Source organism: Halomonas sp. DP5Y7-2, from assembly GCF_019802025.1.
Classification (GTDB): Bacteria; Pseudomonadota; Gammaproteobacteria; order Pseudomonadales; family Halomonadaceae; genus Halomonas; species Halomonas litopenaei_A.
Genome location: NZ_JAHVHY010000006.1, coordinates 174,019 through 194,930, shown reverse-complemented (window position 1 = coordinate 194,930; position 20,912 = coordinate 174,019). Strand labels below are relative to the sequence as shown.

At 63.9% G+C, this 20,912-nt stretch carries 18 protein-coding genes; 3 read left to right on the top strand and 15 right to left on the bottom strand.

Annotation, left to right across the window (positions count from 1 at the left end; genetic code table 11):
• Nucleotides 1-4: 4 nt before the first annotated feature.
• Entirely contained in the window at nucleotides 5-538 is a 534-nt protein-coding gene (locus KUW18_RS13065; RefSeq protein WP_206937387.1) for a YceD family protein, read from the bottom strand.
• A 146-nt stretch (nucleotides 539-684) separates the two neighbouring features.
• Here KUW18_RS13065 and KUW18_RS13060 point away from each other — a divergent pair, with 146 nt between their 5' ends.
• Complete coding sequence (locus KUW18_RS13060; RefSeq protein WP_222561597.1) at nucleotides 685-1,275, top strand: Maf family protein; 591 nt, start codon at nucleotides 685-687, stop codon at nucleotides 1,273-1,275.
• 117 nt (nucleotides 1,276-1,392) lie between these two features.
• Here KUW18_RS13060 and sppA read toward each other — a convergent pair whose 3' ends face one another.
• The 4 genes from sppA to KUW18_RS13040 form a co-directional block, all read right to left on the bottom strand.
• Complete coding sequence (sppA, locus tag KUW18_RS13055) at nucleotides 1,393-2,445, bottom strand: signal peptide peptidase SppA (protein ID WP_206937382.1); 1,053 nt, start codon at nucleotides 2,443-2,445, stop codon at nucleotides 1,393-1,395.
• 120 nt (nucleotides 2,446-2,565) lie between these two features.
• Entirely contained in the window at nucleotides 2,566-3,210 is a 645-nt protein-coding gene (locus KUW18_RS13050) for an HAD family hydrolase (protein ID WP_222561596.1), read from the bottom strand.
• 64 nt (nucleotides 3,211-3,274) lie between these two features.
• A complete protein-coding gene (locus KUW18_RS13045; protein ID WP_222561595.1) occupies nucleotides 3,275-4,510 on the bottom strand; it encodes a bifunctional alpha/beta hydrolase/OsmC family protein in 1,236 nt (411 codons plus the stop codon).
• A 161-nt stretch (nucleotides 4,511-4,671) separates the two neighbouring features.
• Nucleotides 4,672-5,619 (bottom strand): RluA family pseudouridine synthase, encoded by a 948-nt coding sequence (locus KUW18_RS13040; RefSeq protein WP_222561594.1) that lies wholly within the window; start codon nucleotides 5,617-5,619, stop codon nucleotides 4,672-4,674.
• A 567-nt stretch (nucleotides 5,620-6,186) separates the two neighbouring features.
• On the opposite strand from KUW18_RS13040, the gene rne reads away from it, so the two are divergent.
• A complete protein-coding gene (gene rne / locus KUW18_RS13035; protein WP_222561593.1) occupies nucleotides 6,187-9,759 on the top strand; it encodes a ribonuclease E in 3,573 nt (1,190 codons plus the stop codon).
• A 102-nt stretch (nucleotides 9,760-9,861) separates the two neighbouring features.
• On the opposite strand, the gene murB is transcribed toward rne, so the two are convergent.
• The 7 genes from murB to KUW18_RS13000 form a co-directional block, all read right to left on the bottom strand.
• Nucleotides 9,862-10,863, bottom strand: coding sequence for a UDP-N-acetylmuramate dehydrogenase (gene murB, locus KUW18_RS13030; RefSeq protein ID WP_222561592.1), 1,002 nt, complete (start codon nucleotides 10,861-10,863; stop codon nucleotides 9,862-9,864).
• Nucleotides 10,860-11,357 (bottom strand): low molecular weight protein-tyrosine-phosphatase, encoded by a 498-nt coding sequence (locus KUW18_RS13025; protein ID WP_261396671.1) that lies wholly within the window; start codon nucleotides 11,355-11,357, stop codon nucleotides 10,860-10,862. The genes murB and KUW18_RS13025 overlap by 4 nt, the downstream gene beginning before the upstream one ends.
• Nucleotides 11,354-12,133: a 3-deoxy-manno-octulosonate cytidylyltransferase gene (gene kdsB / locus KUW18_RS13020; protein WP_222238155.1), complete on the bottom strand. Its 780-nt coding sequence runs from the start codon at nucleotides 12,131-12,133 to the stop codon at nucleotides 11,354-11,356. Before kdsB ends, KUW18_RS13025 begins: the two co-directional genes overlap by 4 nt.
• Before the next feature lie 12 nt (nucleotides 12,134-12,145).
• Nucleotides 12,146-12,358 carry a Trm112 family protein gene (locus KUW18_RS13015; protein WP_206937364.1) on the bottom strand — a complete coding sequence of 71 codons (213 nt, stop codon included), beginning with the start codon at nucleotides 12,356-12,358 and terminating at the stop codon, nucleotides 12,146-12,148.
• Between the two features lie 26 nt (nucleotides 12,359-12,384).
• Nucleotides 12,385-13,428 carry a tetraacyldisaccharide 4'-kinase gene (gene lpxK / locus KUW18_RS13010; protein ID WP_222561591.1) on the bottom strand — a complete coding sequence of 348 codons (1,044 nt, stop codon included), beginning with the start codon at nucleotides 13,426-13,428 and terminating at the stop codon, nucleotides 12,385-12,387.
• On the bottom strand, nucleotides 13,429-15,339 hold the full coding sequence (gene msbA, locus KUW18_RS13005) for a lipid A export permease/ATP-binding protein MsbA (RefSeq protein WP_261396670.1): 1,911 nt from the start codon (nucleotides 15,337-15,339) through the stop codon (nucleotides 13,429-13,431).
• Nucleotides 15,340-15,409: 70 nt separating this feature from the next.
• The gene (locus KUW18_RS13000; protein WP_222561590.1) at nucleotides 15,410-17,854 is read right to left on the bottom strand and encodes a ComEC/Rec2 family competence protein; all 2,445 of its coding nucleotides are present in this window, start codon (nucleotides 17,852-17,854) and stop codon (nucleotides 15,410-15,412) included.
• A 242-nt stretch (nucleotides 17,855-18,096) separates the two neighbouring features.
• Here KUW18_RS13000 and KUW18_RS12995 point away from each other — a divergent pair, with 242 nt between their 5' ends.
• Complete coding sequence (locus KUW18_RS12995; protein ID WP_206937354.1) at nucleotides 18,097-18,630, top strand: DUF2062 domain-containing protein; 534 nt, start codon at nucleotides 18,097-18,099, stop codon at nucleotides 18,628-18,630.
• On the opposite strand, the gene KUW18_RS12990 is transcribed toward KUW18_RS12995, so the two are convergent.
• The 3 genes from KUW18_RS12990 to KUW18_RS12980 form a co-directional block, all read right to left on the bottom strand.
• Nucleotides 18,621-18,776 (bottom strand): hypothetical protein, encoded by a 156-nt coding sequence (locus tag KUW18_RS12990; protein ID WP_222561589.1) that lies wholly within the window; start codon nucleotides 18,774-18,776, stop codon nucleotides 18,621-18,623. The genes KUW18_RS12995 and KUW18_RS12990 overlap by 10 nt on opposite strands.
• A gap of 77 nt (nucleotides 18,777-18,853) precedes the next feature.
• On the bottom strand, nucleotides 18,854-19,588 hold the full coding sequence (locus tag KUW18_RS12985) for an ABC transporter ATP-binding protein (RefSeq protein WP_222561588.1): 735 nt from the start codon (nucleotides 19,586-19,588) through the stop codon (nucleotides 18,854-18,856).
• Nucleotides 19,581-20,822, bottom strand: a complete 1,242-nt coding sequence (locus KUW18_RS12980) for a lipoprotein-releasing ABC transporter permease subunit (protein WP_206937348.1) — start codon at nucleotides 20,820-20,822, stop codon at nucleotides 19,581-19,583. The genes KUW18_RS12985 and KUW18_RS12980 overlap by 8 nt, the downstream gene beginning before the upstream one ends.
• Between the last annotated feature and the right edge of the window lie 90 nt (nucleotides 20,823-20,912).

Genomic DNA, 20,912 nt, shown 5'->3' with positions numbered 1-20,912 from the left:
TCGATCAGGTATCGGTGTTGCCCTTGAGGCGCTTGAGCACGTCAAAGGGGCTGCCAGAGGGCGCTTCCGAAACTTCGGCCTCTGCCCCGCTGCTCAGCTGGTCGCGCGAGACAGGACACTCTGACTCGTCGTGGTAGACCACCTGGGGCAGACTGAGGATCAGTTCATCCTCGATCACACCCAGGAGATCCAGCTGTTCATTTTCCACCAGCACCGGCTCATGGGTGCTAGGCAGGTCCGCGGCCAGGTCGTCACTGCTGACGAGCCCGAGCAGGAAGTCGCTTGCGACATGTTGAGCCATGGGCTCGAGGCAGCGGCGACAGGGCAGCTGCAATTCGGCCTCCAGGCGCCCCCGGATCACCCGACGCCCTTGGGCGTCGATGGCGAATTCCAGCCACGCGCTGGCATCGCCCTGCTGAGCGCCGACTTCGTCGGTCAAGCGACTCATTTCGGCCAGTGCCACCAGGCCTTCAAGGTGTTCGGCTTGGGCTGCGAGCTTATAGGGCTCGACCCGGCCGGGCAATCGTGAGGTCAACATAGGCGCGCAATGATAGGCACTCGTCTGCCCCCTGTCAAAGCCCAGTACTCAATAGGTTACCATGTTTCATCTTTCATCCGCGGCACGCCCGGCGTTAACGCCGCCGCGCCTCGGCCTTACCCCACACTGTCGACAAGGAAAACGGCATGACACCTCTGGTCCTGGCTTCCAGCTCACCCTGGCGCCGCGAACTGCTCGAGCGCCTGGGCTTGCCCTTCTCCTGGGCCAGCCCCGATATTGACGAGAGCCCGCGCCCACAGGAAGCTCCCACGACCCTGGTCCAGCGACTATCCTCCGCCAAGGCCATGGCCCTGGCGGACATCTACTCGTCGCACCTGATCATCGGTTCCGACCAGGTCGCCGTGTTTGGCGACAAGATCCTGGGCAAACCCCATACGGCAGAGCGTGCGCGCGCTCAGCTGGCTCAGTTCTCCGGCGAGCGCGTGCGCTTCGTCACCGGCCTCGCCCTGCTCGACACCGCCCGCCAACGACACTGGGTAGGACACCAGCACTTCGACGTTGTCTTCAGGCAGCTCAGCGCCGCCGAGATTGACGCCTACGTCGAGCGCGAGCAACCCCTGCAATGCGCCGGCAGTTTCCGCATGGAGGGCCTCGGCATCACCCTGTTCGAACGACTCGAGGGAGACGACCCCAATAGCCTGATTGGGCTACCTCTGATCCTGCTCTGCCGATGGCTGCGAGAGGCAGGCGCGGATCCGTTGCTGGCGACGCCCTGACCCGCCCCCTTGAGGCAAAGGCAACGGATCGTGCTCTGCGGTCGGCGTTACACGCCAGGCAACGGCTCACGGCAACTCATAGCGCTCGCGGTTCAAGGCAGCTGACAGCACAGTGGCTCAAGGTAATTGATAGCGCAGCGGCGACGCTGCCTGGGGCAACCCCATCCAATGCGCCAGCGACACGCCAAAGCGGCGAGCCAGACGGTCCAGCGGGTCCTGGGAGGGGGTATAGTCCTCGATGACCGGCTCATCCAGCCAGTGACGGGCCTCATCATCGAGAGTACCGAGGCGGTCCACCAAGCCCAGCTCCAGGGCCTGTTCCCCGGTCCAGATCAACCCGCTGAAGACCTTCGGGTCTTCGGCAAGGCGTTCGCCACGACCGGCCTTGACCGCGTCAATAAACTGCTGATGGGTCGTATCAAGCACGTTCTGCCAGAACACCTGCTGATCAGGGCGCATTTCAGAGAAGGGGTCGAGAAATGCCTTGTTGTCACCCGCGGTAAACACTCTACGCTCGACACCGAGGTCGTCGATCACTTGATCAAGCCCGAAACCGGCATAGATCACACCGATGGATCCCACCAGGCTGGACGGGGCCGCCACGATTTCATCCGCAGCCGCCGCCATATAATAGGCACCGCTTGCGCCGAGATCCTCGATCACGGCAATGATCGGCTTGTCCCCCTGTTCGCGCAGCGCCGTAATCGCCCGATACACCCGCTGTGACTGTACAGGACTGCCGCCCGGACTATTGATGTGAAGCACGATGGCGCGAGCATCCGGCGCCTCCCACGCGGCCTCGAGACCCTCAATCAGGCGTTCGGCGTTCGCCGGTGACTCGCTGTCGATGACGCCCTCGACACTGACCAGCGCCAGGTGCTCCCCCTGCACGGCATCCTCGTCGGGTGTCATCGTCAACGCATACCACACCGATGCAATGACGCCCGCCACCAGCAGCAGCCAGGCAAAGCGAAAGAACAGCTTCCACCGCCGCCCACGCCGCTGCTCGACCAGCACGCCCTGTATCCAGCGATCCATGCTCTCGATCTGCGCGAGCCTCTGACGCTCTCGCAGGACCTCAGCATTGTCATCCCCCCCGCGCTCTGGCGCAGCAGGCTGCACTGACGCTTCCCCCTCGGTCCAGGGATCATCCTTGGGCGTGTTTGCCATATCTCACTCCTCGACACTCTGGATAGCCAGACAGCGGCACAAGCTGTCCACTCGTCATCACCGCCACCTGGCGCTCTATTGCACCCACGACGTCAGCTAGCCGTCCGATGATCCATCCCACTATCCGCGCAAGTGCTCAAGCACCTGAGCAAAGTCATCAGCGATCAGCACCGGCTGCGTGCGCTCAAGCCTTGCCACGTCATGCACACCGTAGCTGACCGCCATACGCGGCATGCCGATGGCCCGCGCCATTTCCATGTCATATTCGGTGTCGCCGATCATGATCGCTCGCTCGGGCGGCACGCCGCACTCGGCGAGCAACTCCTCCAGCATCTGCGGATGCGGCTTCGAGCGAGTTTCATCGGCGGTCCGACTTCCCACAAAGAAACGCCCGGTGTCGCTTTGCCGAAAGATGCGATCCAAGCCCTTGCGGCTCTTGCCGGTGGCCACGGCCAAGGCGCCTTGCCGAGAGAGCTCAGCAAGCCCTGCCTCGACCCCCGGATAGAAGGTGACCGGCGTCGAATCTCCCTCGACGAAGTGCCAGGAGTATCGCGCTTTCAGCCTTTCTGCGTGGTCGGGAGAGATGCCGGGGCATAGCGTCGCGATCGCCTCAGGCAGCCCCAGACCGATAATGTTGCGCACCTCGGCAGCACCCAACTCGCCCCACTCGACCTCTCGGGCCGCCGCCTGCATACAGGAAACGATGCGGGCGATGGAGTCCATCAGGGTGCCATCCCAATCAAATATGGTCAGATCGTAGCGCAAGACATGGCTCCTCGGCGGGCACCGCAGGGGAGCCCTCACTGCATGGGTCGTGTCCTGCCACCGCTCAGCGGGGTTCGCCCGCCAGTCGAGTGACCACCAGGGCCTGACCTTCCAGGGTGAGATGTACAGGACAACGGTCGGCGATGGCCAGCAGCGCATCACGCTCATCCTGGGTCAAGGCACCGGCAAGGTGGAGAACACGTTCGAAGCGGTCGATTTTGCCACCCCTCGCCTCGCATTCGCTACAGTCCACGGCATGAATCTTGTCGTGACTGACATCCACCGTCACATCATCGAGGGCCAGCTTCTTGCGCCTGGCATAGCTACGCACCGTCATCGACGTGCAGGCGCCCAGGGCGGCCGCGAGCAGCTGATACGGCGTAAATCCCAGATTGGTTCCGCTATAGGATAGCGGCTCGTCCGCCAGCAGATGATGCGCCCCCGCCAGCACATCCTGGCGAAACCCGCCGGGGTCCGCCTCGGACACCCGGGTCACCCCTTCGGGCACCCCCGGCAGTGGCTTGGGCGCCACCAGCCCCAGATAGCGGGACGCCCAACTGGCCACCACTTCGGCGGCGTACTCGGCGTCGGCGGCCCGGGTCAGCAGGTGGTCGGCATCATCCAGGGAGATAAAGCTGCGGGGATGGCGAGCGGCGCCGAATATCGCAGCGGCATTCTCGATCTCGACGGTCTCATCCCCCGGCGCATGCAACACCAGCAAGGGGCGCCCTAGCGCCTCGATACGCTGACGCTGGCGCTGCTCACGCAGGTCGTCGACAAAGGTCTTGCGGATGGTGAAGGGGCGGCCTGCCAACTCCAGCTTGACTTCGCCTTCTCGCTCAATGAGCTCCAGACTTGCGCCAAAGTTATGCAGCACATGGGCCGGATCGAACGGAGCACCGATGGTCGCCACCGCCTTCACCGCCGGCAGCTGACCCGCCGCCGCCAGCACCGCGGCTCCGCCCAGGGAGTGCCCGACCAGCAGTCCTGGCGCCAAGCCCATTCCCTCCAGATAAGCAGCGGCCGCCAACAGGTCGTCGACATTCGATGAAAAGTGGGTGTTGGCGAATTCACCCTCGGAGTGTCCCAGCCCGGTAAAGTCAAAGCGCAGCACCGCTACGCCGCGCAACACCAGTCCGGCGGCGATACGCTTGGCGGCAAGAATATCCTTGGTGCAGGTGAAACAGTGCGCAAAGATCGCCACGGCTTGGGGCTCGCTGCCCTCGGGGCGATCCAGGCGCGCCGCCAGCTGCTGTCCATCCTGACCGGCAAAGGTCACCTTCTCGCTCAACACACGCATCGCCATCTCTCCTCTGGGGCTGTCCTGAGTCGTCGCCGCAAGGCGCCGACTCCTTACCCGAAGAGTTGGTCATGGCAGCAGCCACCGCCACAAAAAGGTGTGCAGGCGAGATACCCCTGAAGGACATGCCAGCTGACCGCCTGAGACCTCCCCCAGCTGGCTTATTGACGCTTTCTCGCGCGCTCGAGCACCGCCTCGAGACCGTCATCCAGCGGCGCCCGAATCTGCACCGGCCGCTGACTGGTCGGCTCGGGGAACGTCAGTGACGCCGCGTGCAAGAACAGCCGTTCAAGACCCAGTTCGCGACTCAGGCGAGCGCCCTCACGACTGCCGTACTTGTCATCACCAAGCAATGGATGGCCGCCATGGGTCGCATGCACGCGAATCTGATGGGTACGACCGGTAATCGGCTCCGCCTCGACCAGGGTGGCACCGGCAAAGGTTTCGCGCACGGCGAAACGGGTACGCGCCACCTTGCCCGCCGCATCGACCCTCACCCGTCGCTCGCCATTGCCGGCGTCGTAGCGATCCAGGCGTGCACTCACGAAGTCACGTCGGGCGGGCCAGCGCCCGGCCACCAGCGCCAGGTACTGCTTGTTCATCTTGTGTTGCTTCAAGGACTGGTTGAGTGACAGCAGCGCAGGACGCGACTTGGCCAACAGCAGGCAGCCGGAGGTGTCACGGTCCAGTCGGTGCACCAGCTCAAGAAAATCCAGATCTTCCCGCACCTGGCGGAGCGCCTCGATCAAGCCGATCTTGACGCCACTGCCTCCATGCACGGCAAGCCCTGAGGGCTTGTTCAGCACCATCCAGTCCGGCCCTTCCAACAGCACACTGCCGGCCAGCAGGTTGCGCAGGTTGTCACTGACCTCGCGCACGGCCTCCTGTGGCGCCAGCTTGAGCGGCGGGATACGCACCAGATCCCCCAGCGCCAGACGCGTGTCCGCCTTCACCCGCTTCTTGTTGACCCGCACCTCGCCCTTGCGCACGATCCGGTACACCAGCGAGCGCGGCGCGCCCTTGAGCCGACTCATCAAAAAGTTATCGACGCGCTGGCCGACCTGGCCCTCGGTCACTTCCACCCACTGTACGTCACGCCCTTCGGCCACGCTGTCACTCCACTGGAAACCCGCATTAAAACGCCATTCTAGCGCAGCTTGTCGCCAATTGCTGACCCTTGGCATTACTGTTATATTGCCCTCTCGCTCCCCGGGTCCGATTGATCCCAGCAAGCGCCTGCACGACAGACACGCAGGCCTGAGCGAAATGTGACTGACACAGCGTTTACCGCAGAGGCCGCGACGATCCCTGAGAGATCCCGCCGCCGATGTAAAGGTGACAACATCACGCCCGACGCAACGGACATGCCTCCACCCTGAGTGGTCGCCCTCCACTGTCGTCGGGAGACGTACAACACCGTGCCGGAGGCCGGCAACGGTGAATCGATTGAATGCCAGGTGTTGGCGGTGACGGCAGGACCGGATGGGCAAGGCCCCACCGAGACACGTTCTCCCTCCGCCCCGTACTCAACATGATCATGCCACGGCGATCGCAGCTGGATGTCGTGGCCGGGCGCAGCTTCCGCGACATGCGCTGAGCACAAGCACGCTGCACCAGCGGTTCACCATTGCCGTTGCCAATGGGCGCCCTCCGGCGCGCCCATTTTGCGAGACAACATGAAACGGATGCTCATCAACGCGACCCAGCCTGAAGAGCTGCGCGTCGCCCTGGTGGATGGACAACGCCTGTACGACCTGGACATCGAATCCGGTGCCCGGGAACAGAAAAAAGCCAACATCTATCGCGGCAAGATCACCCGCGTAGAACCCTCCCTCGAAGCGGCGTTCGTCGACTTTGGTGCCGAGCGACACGGTTTCCTGCCGCTCAAGGAAATCGCTCGCGAGTACTTCATCAAGGAGCCCTCAGGACGTCCCAGCATCAAGGAAGTCCTCAAGGAAGGCCAGGAAGTCATCGTTCAGGTCGACAAGGAAGAACGTGGCAACAAGGGTGCTGCACTGACCACCTTTGTCAGCCTGGCTGGCCGCTTCCTGGTTCTCATGCCCAACAATGCCCGCGCTGGCGGTATCTCGCGTCGCATCGAAGGCGAGGAACGTGCCCAGCTCAAGGAAGCCATGGGCCAGCTGACGGTGCCTGACAAGATGGGCCTGATCGTCCGTACCGCAGGTATCGGGCGCTCCCCGGAAGAACTCCAGTGGGATCTGGACTATCTGGTTCAGGTGTGGGAGTCCATCACCGAAGAGGCCGGCAAGCGTTCTGCGCCTTTCCTGATCTACCGCGAATCCAACGTCATTATTCGCGCCATGCGCGACTACCTGCGCCAGGACATCGGCGAGGTCTTGATCGACAGCCCCGAGGTTCACCAGGAAGCGCTCTCCTTCATTCGCCAGGTGATGCCCTCCTATCAGCAGAAGATCAAGCTGTACGCCGATGAGGTACCGCTGTTCTCCCGCTTCCAGATCGAGTCACAGATCGAGACGGCCTACGAGCGGGAGGTCAAGTTGCCCTCCGGTGGGTCCATCGTCATCGATCACACCGAGGCGCTGGTGTCCATCGACATCAACTCGGCGCGGGCCACCCGCGGCAGCGATATTGAAGAGACCGCACTGCAGACCAACCTCGAGGCTGCCGACGAAATCGCACGACAGCTGCGTCTGCGGGACATCGGTGGCCTGGTGGTCATCGACTTCATCGACATGGGGCCCGCACGCAATCAGCGTGAGGTCGAGAATCGCGCGCGTGATGCCCTCAAGCTTGATCGCGCCCGGGTCCAGATCGGACGCATCTCACGCTTTGGCTTGATGGAAATGTCACGCCAGCGCCTGCGCCCTTCCCTGGGCGAAACCAGCGGCGTGGTCTGTCCCCGCTGCGATGGTCAGGGCACTATCCGCGATGTCCGCTCGCTGTCGCTGTCGGTGATGCGCCTGATCGAAGAAGAGGCGATGAAGGAGCGCAGCGCGCAGATTCGCGCCATTCTGCCGGTGCCGGTAGCCACCTACCTGCTCAACGAGAAGCGCGCCGTGCTGGCCGAAATCGAGCGTCGTCAAGGCGTGCGCGTGGTCGTGCTGCCCAGCCCGGACATGGATACGCCGCACTACGACGTGCAGCGCCTGCGCGATGATCACGTCGATGAAGAAGGCACCGCCCACGCCTCCAGCTTCGAGCTGTCCACCGACACCGAGGTCGGCAAGGAACCCGACGCTGCGTTCGGCAAGCCGGTGCAGCGCGCCGAGGCAGCGGTGAAGAGCGTCGTGCATAACGCTCCCGCCCCCGCTTCCCTCAACGAGGAAGAAGTGGCCAAGGAAGCGCGCCCGGCAGCGCCTCAGCGCGCCAGCCGCCAGGCCCCTGCGCGGCAGCAGCGCCAGCCGGCAGCCAATACCAGTCAGGCGGGCGTGCACAATGCGGGACTGTTTGGGCGCCTGGTGAAAGGCTTCGCTCGCTTCCTCGGCGGCGAAGAAGACACCAGCGACAGCGCTCGCGCCGACGCGCGCAAGACGAACGCCAACGCCTCCGAACGGCAGCAGCGCTCTGACGGCGGCCAGCGTAGCGACAGCGGACGTCAGCGCAATCGTCGCAGCAACGGTCAGACCAACCAGCGCCAGCAGAGCAACAGCCAACGCGCCGGGCGCAGCGATAACCAGGACCGTCGCAGTGACAACAGCGGCCAGGAACGTCGCAGTGACAGCAGTGGTCAGGACCGCCGCCAACAGGATCGTCGTCAGCCCAAGGCCGACACCCGTAACGACAAGAGCGATGGCAACGACAACCGTCAGCGCTCACGTCGCGACGACGGACGTCAGCAGGCGTCACGCCAACAAGAGCCGCGTCAGCAGGAGTCTCGCAAGAGCGACGACAGCAAGGCATCCAGTGCCAAGCCCAGCACGGCCAAGAACAGCCAGAGCGCCGCTCAGGCTGACGGCCCGGCTGCCAGCGACGCACCCAAGGACACCAAGCCCAAGCGCACCCGCAACAATCCGCGTAATCGCAGCCGCAAGCAGGCGATCAATCCCGATGCCGTAAAGGAGCAACAGCGCCTGCAGGCAGAGGCTGCCGCTAGCGACGACCATGGTCAGTCAGCCGAAGCGGGCACCACTGACGCTCCCAAGGCCCCAGCCACTAAGGCCGGCCAGAACGTCAACGCCCCGGCGGAGACTGAGTCCAAGGCTGCTGACGCCAAGACGGCAGACGCCAAGCCCACCGACGCCAAGGCAGCGGATCCCAAGCAGCAAGCTGACAGCAAGACCGCTGAAGCCAAGCCTGCTGAAGCCAAGCCGGAAGCGGACAGTAAGGCGACTGAGACCAAAACCGCTGAAGCCAAGCCGACCGAAGCCAAGCCAGCTGACACCAAGGCGGAAGCTGACAGCAAGGCGGCTGACACCAAGGCTGCTGAGTCCAAGCCCGTTGAGTCCAAGCCCGTTGAGTCCAAGCCCGCCGAGACCAAGTCGGCTGAGACCAAGCCAGCGGAAGTGAAGCCGACGGAAGCCAAGGCGGCGACTGACAGCAAGGCTGTCGAGTCCAAGCCTGCCGAGTCCAAAACGGCTGAAGCGAAGCCGACGGAAGCCAAGGCGGCGACTGACAGCAAGGCTAATGAGTCCAAGCCTGCCGAGACCAAGGCTGTCGAGGCCCAGCCTGCCGAGTCCAAAACGGCTGAAGCGAAGCCGACGGAAGCCAAGGCGGCGACTGACAGCAAGGCTGTTGAGTCCAAGCCTGCCGAGACCAAGGCTGTCGAGGCCCAGCCTGCTGAGTCCAAAGCGGCTGAAGCCAAGCCGACGGAAGCCAAGGCGGTGACTGACAGCAAGGCTGTTGAGTCCAAGGCTGTCGAGGCCCAGCCGGCTGAGGCCAAAGCGGCTGAAACGAAGCCGACGGAAGCCAAGGCGGTGACTGACAGCAAGGCTGTTGCGTCAAAGCCTGCTGATCCCAAGCCGACCGAAGCAAAGCCGAGCGAGCCCAAGCCGAGCGAAACCAAGCCGAGCGAGCCCAAGACGGCTGAAGCGAAGGCGGCTGAGGCTAAGCCGGCAGAGACGAAGGCGGAAGCTGAGAGCAAGGCTGCTGAGGCCCCAACAGCTGAAGCCAAGGCAGAAGACGATAGCGACAGCAAGAGCAGCGCGTCGGACAAGCCTGCTCGTCGCCGCCGTCGCCGTGCCCACAACGACCCGCGCGAACAGCGAAAGCGTGAGTCAGGCTCGGTGGCTGCCAGCCAGGACAAGACGGGCGATAGTCACAACCTCTAGTCTCGGCCAACCAAAAACGCCCGCAGCCAAGGCTGCGGGCGTTTTTTTGTGCAGACGTGATAGACACCGTGCTCAGCGACCTTGGCCCGTGGCCACCATCGCCTAGGCCAGGCGGGGCTCCCTCTCCAGCGTAACCCCAAAGCGCTCTGCCACCCGTCCAGCCACCTTGTCGGCGAAAGTCAGCAGCTCCTGTGCATCGCCACCACCATGATGCACCAGCACCAGCGCCTGGCGGTCATGAACGCCGAAGTGGCCGTCGCGCCAGCCTTTCAAACCGCACTGATCAATCAACCAGCCAGCGGCCAGCTTGACCCTGCCATCTTCCAGCAGGTAGCGGGGCATGGCGGGAAACTGTTCGGCCAATGCCTCAGCCCGATACGCATCCACCACAGGATTCTTGAAAAAACTGCCGGCGTTGCCGAGGACCTGCGGGTCCGGCAACTTTTCCTGACGCACCTGACAGACGGCCTCGGCGACCTCCAGGGCCGACGCCTTGGCACTCACCCGCTGGGCCAGATCGCCATATCCGAGCCTGGGAGCTCCATGGCGAGTCACCTTGAGGGTCAGGTCGGTGATGATCACCTTCCCCTGCCACTCCCCCTTGAAGCGGCTCTCCCGGTAGCCGAAGCCACAGGCATCTACGTCCAGCGTCTCCGCCCTGCCGTCGGCGCGATGAAGAACGCTCACCGAGGCCAGCACGTCGGCCAGTTCGACGCCGTAGGCACCGATATTCTGTATGGGTGCCGCTCCACAATGACCGGGAATCAGGGCAAGGTTCTCGAGCCCCCACCAGCCGTCGCGAGCCAGGGCCATCACCAGCCGATGCCAGCTGACCCCCGCCCCCACGTGCACCAGGGCCTCGCTGCCGCAACGCTCGATCCACCAGTAGTCCAGCTGGGGCCGAAGCGTCAGTCCTGGAAGCACGCTGGGCAGGATCAGGTTGCTGCCCCCGGCCAACAGCGTCACCGGCTCATCGCGGCTGCTCTCCAGCAGTGCTGCCAGTTGCTGACGATCCCTGGCGACGGCTACTCGCTCCGCTCTGCAGGGCAGGCCGAGCGTGTTGGCCCCCGACAGCATCACGTCATGCTCGATGGATAGCTTCACCTCGCCGCCTCCAGGCGCTGCTCCAGCTCTGCCACAAGCGCCTGGGAGGCCCGCTCGATCATCGCATAGACCCTATCTAAGCCACCTTCATAGTAAGGGTCCGGCACGGCCGCCCCAGGCTCACCGGCCCACTCCATCAACAAGCCTATGGAAGCCTGGCTATCGGCCGGCATCCATCGCTCCAGCTCGGCGAGGTTGTCGTGGTCCATCGCCAGCACAACATCGAATCGCGTAAAATCCTCTTGGCACAGCTGCCGACCACGCAACCCGGAAATATCGATGCCCCGCTGCTTCGCCGCCTGCTGCGCCCGTGCATCGGGGGGCTCGCCGATGTGCCAGCCGCCGGTGCCACACGAGTCAATCTCGACGCGGTCATCAAGGCCTAACGCGCGCACCTGCTGACGGAACACTCCCTCTGCGGTCGGCGAGCGGCAGATATTGCCCAGGCAGACAAACAGCACACGAATCTTCGCGGGCGAGTCGTCCAGTCTCATGGCGTGGCTCCTCTCGCCCGCTGCTCGAAGTGAGCGCGCACGCGGGCGAGATCCTCCTCTGTATCCACGCCGGCTCCTGGCGTCTGCTCTGCCAGAGCCACCTGAATAGCGTGTCCGTAGTGCAACGCGCGCAATTGCTCCAGCTGCTCCAGCTGCTCGATAGGAGCGGGCAGCCACTCGCTGTAGGCGCGCAAAAAGCCCGCGCGATACGCATACAGCCCGATATGGCGTAGCCAGGCATCGGTGGTCAATACGCTGGGGGGCTCACGAAAGCCCTCTCGGTCCCACGGCATCGGCGCCCGGGTAAAGGTCAGCGCCCGCCCCGAGACGGCACGGGTCACCTTGACCACGTTGGGATTGAACAAGGTGTCCACATCGCCAATGGATTCTGCCAGGGTCGCGACCGATGCCCCCTCGTCCCGCATCAGGCGAATCGCCACCTGATTGACAAGCTCCGGCGGCAGCAAGGGCTCATCGCCCTGAACATTGACCAGCACTGCCTCATCGTTCAGCTGCAGCAGGTCGACCACTTCCGCCAGCCGATCGGTGCCGGTCGAGTGATCCGCACGGGTCATCACCACTTCCGCACCAAGGTCAGACATTGTCTGCTCGATGCGCGGGTCGTCGGTAGCGATCACGACTCGACTTGCCAGTGAGCGCTTGGCCAGATCCCAGACCCTGGCCACCATGGGACGCCCGGCGATGTCGGCCAGAGGCTTGCCCGGCAACCGCGTCGAGGCGTAGCGTGCTGGAATCACGACAATGAAATCCTGCATCGATACTGCTCCCTATCCTTGCGGCTCGCCGCGCCCTGGATGGCTCTTCAGCGTCTCGTCCACGTCCATGACCCTGGCTTCCTCTGCCAGCATCACCGGAATCCCGTCTCGTACCGGATAGGCCAGACCGTCATACAGACAGCACAGTTCGTTGGCCTCGCGGTCATAGCGCAGCTTGCCCTGACATTGGGGGCACACCAGCATTGCCAGAAGTTCCTTGTCCATCATCGTCTCCCCACTTCAGAATCTCGTCATTGGATACCGTCAGCGCCGGAGGCGCCTGCCGCCGTATCTCGGCGCCCATCCGACCAACCAGCCGTGCGCTGATCGAACCAGCGAATAAAGTCAGGGTCTGGACGCGCCTCCACATCCAGCACCCAGCCATCAGTCGGAGCCAGGTCCCTGCATTTGACCGCATCCTTGGCGGTCATGACCATTGGCTGCCCGTTGTCCGTCGTTACATCCGCAGGGGTATAACGATGATGATCGCTGAAAGGCCGAGCCAGGTAGTCGACCCCCAGCTCATCCAGGGTGGCGAAAAATCGCTGCGGATGCCCGATGCCGGCCACGGCCACTACTGGGCCGTCGAACGGCAAGGGTGACGGCGGATAGACCCGTGAATCCCCCAACCGGCGCCAGCCTGAAGGCTCGAGCCGCATGCGGTACCCTGCGGGCAAGCAGGCAGCTCCATCGCCATTGATCAACAGGGCGTCAACACTGGAAAGTCGGGTCAAGGGCTCACGCAAGGGCCCGGCGGGCAAGCAGCGTCGATTGCCGAACCCGCGCCTGCCATCCACCACGACCAGCTCGATGTCGCGAGCCAGGGCGTGATGCTGCAGACCATCATCGGTGACAATCACGTCGCAGCCTTCATCGATGAGGCGCTGAGCGCCACGCGGGCGGTCCGGATCCACCACCACCGGCAGTCCGGTCTGATCCGCCAGCATCCGGGGCTCATCGCCGCATTCTGCTACCTCAGTGGTGGGCGTCAGCAGCAGTGGATAGGCGTCCGACTTACCGCCATAGCCGCGCGAGAGCACTCCAGGGCGGCAACCCTGCTCCTTCAGGCGCCGAGCAAGCCAGGCCACCAGCGGGGATTTGCCGGTACCGCCCAGGGTCAGATTACCCACGACGATGACCGGTACGGACGCTCGCCAGGCCTGGCGAGAACCCTGTCGGTACGCCTTGGCGCGCCGCTCGACCTCACGCCGATACAGGAGCTCCAGCGGGCGCAGCAAGGTCAGCCACGGCGAGCCTCGGTAGGCGGCATCGAGCCAGCGTTGACCAAGCCCCATTCAGGCCTCCTGAAACTGCAGCTGGTGCAGGGCGGCGTAAGCCCCCTCACGCTCCAGCAGCTCACTGTGACTGCCCTGCTCGATGATTTCCCCCTGCTCCATCACGAGAATGCGATCGGCGCGTTCAATCGTCGACAGGCGGTGAGCGATGACCAGCGTCGTGCGGCCTTTGCAGACCTCTTCCAGAGCCGCCTGGATATGGCGCTCGGATTCCGTGTCGAGCGCAGAGGTCGCTTCATCGAGCACCAGGATCGGCGCATCCTTGAATATCGCCCGGGCGATGGCCATGCGCTGACGCTGTCCGCCTGACAGCATCACGCCGTTATCTCCGACCAGCGCCTGGTAGCCGCCGGGCATGCGCTCGATGAACTCGTGGGCATGGGCCGCCTTGGCGGCAGCCTCGATCGCGGCAGGATCCGCGTCTGGGAGGCCATAGGCGATGTTCTCTGCGATGGTGGCGTTGAACAGCGTGACCTGCTGACTGACCAGGGCGATCTGCTGACGCAGCGCCGTCAGCTGGTACTCCTCAATGGCGACGTCATCAATCAGAATGCGACCGCCGGTGGCTTGATAGAAGCGCGGCAACAGGCTCACCAGGGTGGACTTGCCGCTGCCCGAGCGTCCCACGATGGCGACCATTTCCCCCTGACGAACGCTAAGGTCAATGCCCTTGAGCACCTCCGGCTGGTCACTGCCATAGGCGAAACGCACCTGCTCGAGCTGAATGTCACCACGCAGACGACCCGGGACCAAGCTCCCGCTATCGACTTCCTCCGGCTCATCCAGCAGCCCGAACAGCTCACTGGAGGCGGCGATCCCCTTCTGGATGGTGCCATTGATCTCGCTCAGTGAGCGGATGGGCTTGGCCATCAGCGACGCTGCGGTGATGAAGGCCACGAACTCGCCTGGGGTCATGTTGTCCATCAGCGCAGGCGACATCGCCAGCCACACCAGCAGCGCCAGCGACAGGGCGACCAACAGCTGGATGACCGGGGTGCTGGTGGCCTTGGTCAAGGCCTCCTTGAGGCTCTGTCGACGATTGACCTCACTGGCGTCATGGAAGCGGGTCATCTCGTATTGCTCTGCCCCGTGGGTGCGCACTACGCGATAGCCGGTCAGCGCCTCGGAGGCGACATGGGTGACATCCCCCATGGAGCGCTGGATGCGCTTGGAAATCTTGCGAAATCGCTTGCTGGCATAGCTGACTACGCCACCAATCAATGGCGTCACTGCCATGAACAGCAGCGTCAGCATCCAGTTCGTCCACAGCAGATAGCCCAGCAGGCCGAGCACGAACAGGCCTTCCTGCAGCACCACCGTAATGGCCTTGGTGCCCGCACCGGTGACCTGCTCCACGTGATAGGTGACGCGGGAAATCAGATGCCCCGAGGAGTGATTGTCGAAGAATCGCCCCGGTAGTCTCAGCATGTGATTGAACACATCGCAGCGCAGCCGATGAACCATATTGCGCGCCACATTGCTCATGAAATAGGTGCCGAGGAAGGTGCCGAGACCGCGCGCGCCGAACATGCCCACCACAAACAGCGGCAAAAACAGTCGAAACGCTGCGTCGGGATTCTGAATGCCGTCGATCAGGCGCTTCATCATCTCGGCCAGCGCCGTACTGGAGGCCGCGTAGATCGCGTAACCGATCACCGCGACAAGAAAGGACTTCCAGAACGGCCTGACGTAACCAAGGAGGCGCTTGTACAGCGCCCAGCCGGAGTATTCGCTCACGTTGGCTCCAGTTGCAAGGGGAATCAGCCCTGTCGCATGACCCAGCCTGGCTGGGTTCACCTGCTGCGTTTCTGCCAGCAGGTCGACTGCCAACAGGTCAACTACCAGCACGTCGACTACCAGCACGTCGACCACCAGCACGTCGATCAGCGCAGCATTCAGCCTTTTCGGCATCAGCCGCGACCAAGCCTGGTGACGATGCCAGCTCGCTGGCACACCAGCAGGTTGCACAGGGCAGCGAGATTCAGTGGCGAGATTCTACCCCATGGCAGAGACCTTCGACACCGCCGTGCAGATGACGCCGGCGTCCACTGCTGACCAGATGAACGCCGGCCCTGTCCAGATCGATCACCAGCTGACCATCGAGCCCTGTGTCGAGGATACAGCTGCCTGCCTGCCGAAGCCGCCGAATCACATTATCATGGGGATGGCCAAACCGGTTGAAGGCGGCGCTGGAGGCTACCGCCAACTGCGGCGCCCTGGCGTCGATCAGTGCGGCGCCGGTGCTGTCGTCACTGCCATGGTGCCCGACCACCAGCACCGTCGGCGGCGAAGGCAGCTGAGCGATGAGGTAGCGCTCGACCCGGCGACTGGCGTCGCCGGTAATCAGCACACTCCCCCCAGGGGAGCTGACCAGCAACACGCAGGACTGGTCATTGGACTCCAGTGTCGCGACAGCCTCATCCGAGCCTGGCCAGAGAAAACGAAAGTCGACGCCCTCCCAGCGCCATTGCTGCCCCCAATGGCAGCCGTCGGCAGCTTGCTCAGCAGGTAAACCGGGTATCCGTCCAGCGGGATGCCACCAGTGCGCCACCTCATGCTGCTCGACCAGGCGCTCCACGCCACCCGAGTGGTCCAGGTCAGCATGGCTGATAATGACCTGGTCAAACTGCTGGGGTGACGGCCAGATACCGTCGATGGGGGCATAGCCGGAAGCATAGCGTGGGCCACTGTCATACAGCAGCCGATGGCCAGCGGTATGGACTTCGACCATCAAGCCCTGCCCCACATCCCACACCACCAGGCGAACGGTACGGGGGTCGGGCCGTGCCGGCGCCAGACTGATCAGGGCAACGCCCAGAGCGATCACTGCGCCCCCCTTGAGACCGCGCCCGATGCCGGGCAGACAGATGACGACGCCAATGCCCCACAGCAGCAACGCCAGCGAGAGCCGGATATCGACATCGAGCCACAGCATTGCGGCTGGCCAGGACAGCCCCTCAAGCAGCTCAAGCAGTGCCGCCAGCACCCAACCCCATCCCTTCCACCACCACAGTGCCAGCGGCGGGGCTACGAGCACTACCGCCCAACCCAGCATGCCCGCCGGCACCAGTATCAGCGACACCAGCGGCACCGCCACCAGGTTCGCCAGCACCGTCACCAGCGACACTTGACCCGTAAAGGCCAGCACCAGCCCCGCCATGGGAAGCGCCAGCAGAAGCTGGGTACGTACCAGCGTGACCAACGCCGTCTGCACGCCCCGGCCCGACCGCTGGTGCGGCTTCAGACCGCGCCCTTGCCACATGATGATCAACGCGGCTACCGCCCCAAAGGACAACCATAGCCCCGGACGCCAGAGCGACAGCGGATCGATAAGTACCACCAGCGTCCAGGCCACCGCCAAGCCTTGCCACGCCGACGGCGCATGACGACCGCCGGCGACCCACAGGGCGATGACAATCATCACCAGCGCCCTGAGTGCCGGGGGCTCGGCACCCACCAGCCAGACGAAGCCTGCGGTAAAGCCTCCCGCCCACCACCATGGCCAGCGCACCAGACGCCAGCGTCCAGACTGAATCCTCCGAGACAGCCAACGCCCACAGCCCAGTGCGAGCACCGCCACCAAGCCAACGTGCAGCCCGGACACGACCGCCAGATGAGTGGTTCCAGTGCTGTTAAGCAGCTGCCACTCCTGTGCCTCCAGGCGCTCGCCCCGACCCAGCGTCAGCGCCGCCAGCCAGCGACGAGTGCGCTCGGCCAAGGCCAGACCCTCCAGCGTGGCCAGCAGCGACTCGCGCAGATCCTCTGGTGCCAGCGCCCGGCGATACGGCGGGGGTTCCGATACCACGGCACCGATCGCCTGAATGCCCTGCTGCCACAGCCAGCGTTCATAGTCGAAGCGGCCAGGGTTGGCCAAGCCAGTTGGCGGCCGCAGACGCAGCGCCAGGCGCCAGCGCTCGCCCACCGTCATGCGTCCACTCGGCTGCGGGCTGCCGAGACCGGCTGCCTGATGTGCCGCCAGGTAATGGGTGACGCGAACCCGCTCCAGGCGATCGCAGGCAAGCCTGTCAGCCAGCATCGGTTCACAGCGCTCGACCTCCAGCGTCAGGCGCTGCGCCCCGGCCAGCTCACGTGCCGCGCCGACCCGGACATCGGCCAACAAGGTGACTCCGGCAAGGCCCGCCGGAAGACGCGCGCCTTGCTGCTGCAACAGCGACAGCAGCACCCATAGCGCCACCCATGCACCCAGCAGCAGCCGCCAGCGTCGCGCGGCAAGACTGGCCACTGCGACCGCGAGCAGAAGGTACATGGCAGGCTCCGCCACGCCGATCAGCGCGCCGCCCAAGGTGGCGCCGCTGGCTAGACTGACAGCCGGTGATGGCCACGCAGGCCCACCACCGCGCCTCTGGCGCGACCGCTGTCCCGCCTTGGCAGCGCCACGCCAATACAGTGACCGACCGCCCGTCATGTCCATGGCACTCCTGCTGGTGGACCTTCCTTGTCCCCGTCACCCGGGCTTGAGGCGCGGGTGGCCGCCCTTGTTCAGCGCCCTTTCAGCTCCCCCATCTGCACAGCGACTTGCTCCTCTCTGACAAGACCTTGCCGGCGGCCAGGTCAGGTCTTTCAGGCACAGCGTTGGCCGACGTCATGGCAAGGGCATCGGCTTGTATGGATAATAGCCACGCATCCGCAGCCTTGAGCTGATACTCCATGCCGCGTCGACTACTAAAGCGCTATCTACCTTCGCCAGACGCCCTGCGTCGGCAGCGCTCGTTGCGCTTCATGGCTCACCTGATTGCTGACCCCGCGCTGTGGGTGCTGACACGGCGTAGCGTGGCCAACGCATTCAGCGTCGGCCTGTTCAGCGCCCTGCTGCCTATTCCGTGCCAAATGGTGGTAGCGGCACTTGGCGCGCGCCTCGGTCGCTGTAATCTTCCGCTGTCGGTCGCCCTGGTATGGATCACCAATCCGCTGACCATGCCGATCATCTTCTATGGCAACTACTGCCTTGGCGCGTGGCTCTTGCAGCAACCGGCACTGCATGCCCCACATCGCCTGACCACAGAGTGGCTGCAAGGACAGCTGATGGACATATTGCCGTCACTGCTGTTTGGCTCGCTGGTGGCTGCAGTGATTGTCGGCGCCCTCGCCAATGTGGTCATTCGACTGCTATGGCGCTGGCAGGTCTCGCGCAGCTGGAAGGCGCGGCGGCGCCGCCGCCGTCAGGCCCGCGCTCACTCCTGACGCAGCGCCCGCTCAGCTGCCGGCACGCTCTCCCAGCCTTGGCGAGGCCTGCGCCAGACCTTGGAAAAGAAAACCTTGGCAAAGAAAACCTTGGCAAAGAAAACCTTGGCAAAGAAAATGGCCCCGCTGCGATGCAGCGGGGCCATTCATATGCGACCCAGGTCACTCGGCTCAGCCACTCGATTCGGCCAATCGGCTCAGCCAATCGACTCAGCCTCTCGATTCAGTCGGGCTGGAGACGGCCGTTGTCCAGGCGCAACACGCGGTCTTGGTGCGCGGCGAGCTCCGGGTCGTGGGTGACGATAACGAAAGCGCAGCGCGCGCTGGCAGCCAGCTCATCCATCAGCGCCAGAATGCTGGCCGCGGTGTGCTTGTCCAGGTTTCCGGTGGGCTCATCCATCAGCATCAAGCTGGGGTCGGTCACCAGGGCGCGGGCAATGGCCGCGCGCTGGCGCTCACCGCCGGACAGCTCGCCGGGCTTGTGATCCGCACGCGGCCCCAGCCCCACCTTCTGCAACAGCGCCCGCGCCTTGTCTTCGGCATCGCGCTTGCGACTCCCGCGAATGATCAGCGGCAGCGCCACATTCTCCAGCGCGGAGAACTCGGCCAGCAAGTGATGGAACTGGTAGACGAAGCCGATGTGGCGGTTGCGAAAACGGCCGATCTCGGCGTCCCCCAACTGATGCAGCACCGTTCCATCGACACGAACCTCGCCAGCGCTGGGGCTATCCAGCCCACCCAGGAGGTTGAGCAAGGTCGTCTTGCCGGACCCGGAGCTACCGACAACGGCGACGCGCTCCCCGGCGTGCACCTTGAGCTCCAGCTGATCCAGCACGACCAGGTCGGCGGGCCCCTCGTCGTAGACGCGGGACAGCTGATGACATTCCAGCATTACCTTGCCGGACGCCTGGGCAGTCGGCGCCTCGGTCGCTGCCGGCTGATTGACAACATCACTCATAGCGCAGCACCTCGGCAGGCTGGACCCGGGCGGCTCGCCACGCCGGATAGAGGGTGGACAGGAAGGTCAGCACAAAGGCGGCTGCAACGATCTGATACACATCACTCCAGATCAGCTCTGACGGCAGGTCGCTGATGAAGTAGACGCCGGCATCGAGGAAATGGATCCCCAGTGTGGACTCCACGAAAGCGATGATGTCGGACACTGTCAGCGCCAGCAAGATGCCCAGCGCAACCCCTATCAGGATGCCGATCACGCCGATGGCAATCCCCTGAACCATGAAGATCCCCATGATCGAACGAGGCGTGGCGCCAATCGTGCGCAAAATGGCGATGTCGGCATGCTTGTCGGTCACCACCATGACCAGGGTAGAGACGATATTGAACGCGGCCACGGCAATGATCACCGTCAGCAGCAGCCCGATCATGCGCTTCTCCATCTGGATGGCCTGGAACAGGTTGCCACGGGTAAAGGTCCAATCGTAGCCGCGATAGCCAGCGCCCAGCTCATTGACGATGGCCTGGGTTTCCTGACCGGCCAGGAACAGGTCATCCAGCTCAAGACGCAGGCCACCAACGCTATCGCCCATGCGTGCCAAGGTCTGCATGTCCTCGATATTGGCATAGGCGAGGTTGGCATCCAGGTCGGCCCCTACGCTGAAGATACCGCTGACGGTGAAGCGCTTCAGACGCGGGAATACGCCAGCCGGAGTGATCGAGGCTTCGGGTACCAGCAGGGTGACGCTGTCACCGACATCGACCCTCAGATTGTTGGCAAGGATCGACCCCAGCACGATGTGCCACTCACCCGGCTGCAGGTCATCGAGAGAGCCCTGGGACATGTTCTCGTCGACAATGGAAACGCGGCTTTCCCACTGCGGATCGATGCCGTTGACCATGGCTCCCTGATTACGTCCGGCCTGGGAGAACATGCCCTGTTGCTGGATATAGGGCGCGGCACCGATAACGTGCTCGCGCTGGGTCAGACGCTCGGCCAGAGGCTGCCAATCGGTCATGCCACCGGCCTGCTCGATTTGGGTGTGGGGCACCATGCCCAGAACCCGCTGGCGTAGCTCTCGGTCAAAACCGTTCATCACTGACAGCACCAGAATCAGTACCGCCACGCCCAGGGTGAGCCCCAGCATGGACGTCAGCGAGATGAAGGAGATGAAGTGGTTGCGTCGCTTGGCTCGCACATAGCGCAAGCCGATCAGAAATGGCAATCGATCAAGCATGGACTCTTTCCTTGTCGGCAGGCCGCCATGGTACGGTTTTTTGCACGCCTCTGCATCGCCACGGCATGGGATTTGCGAGATCCTTGCATC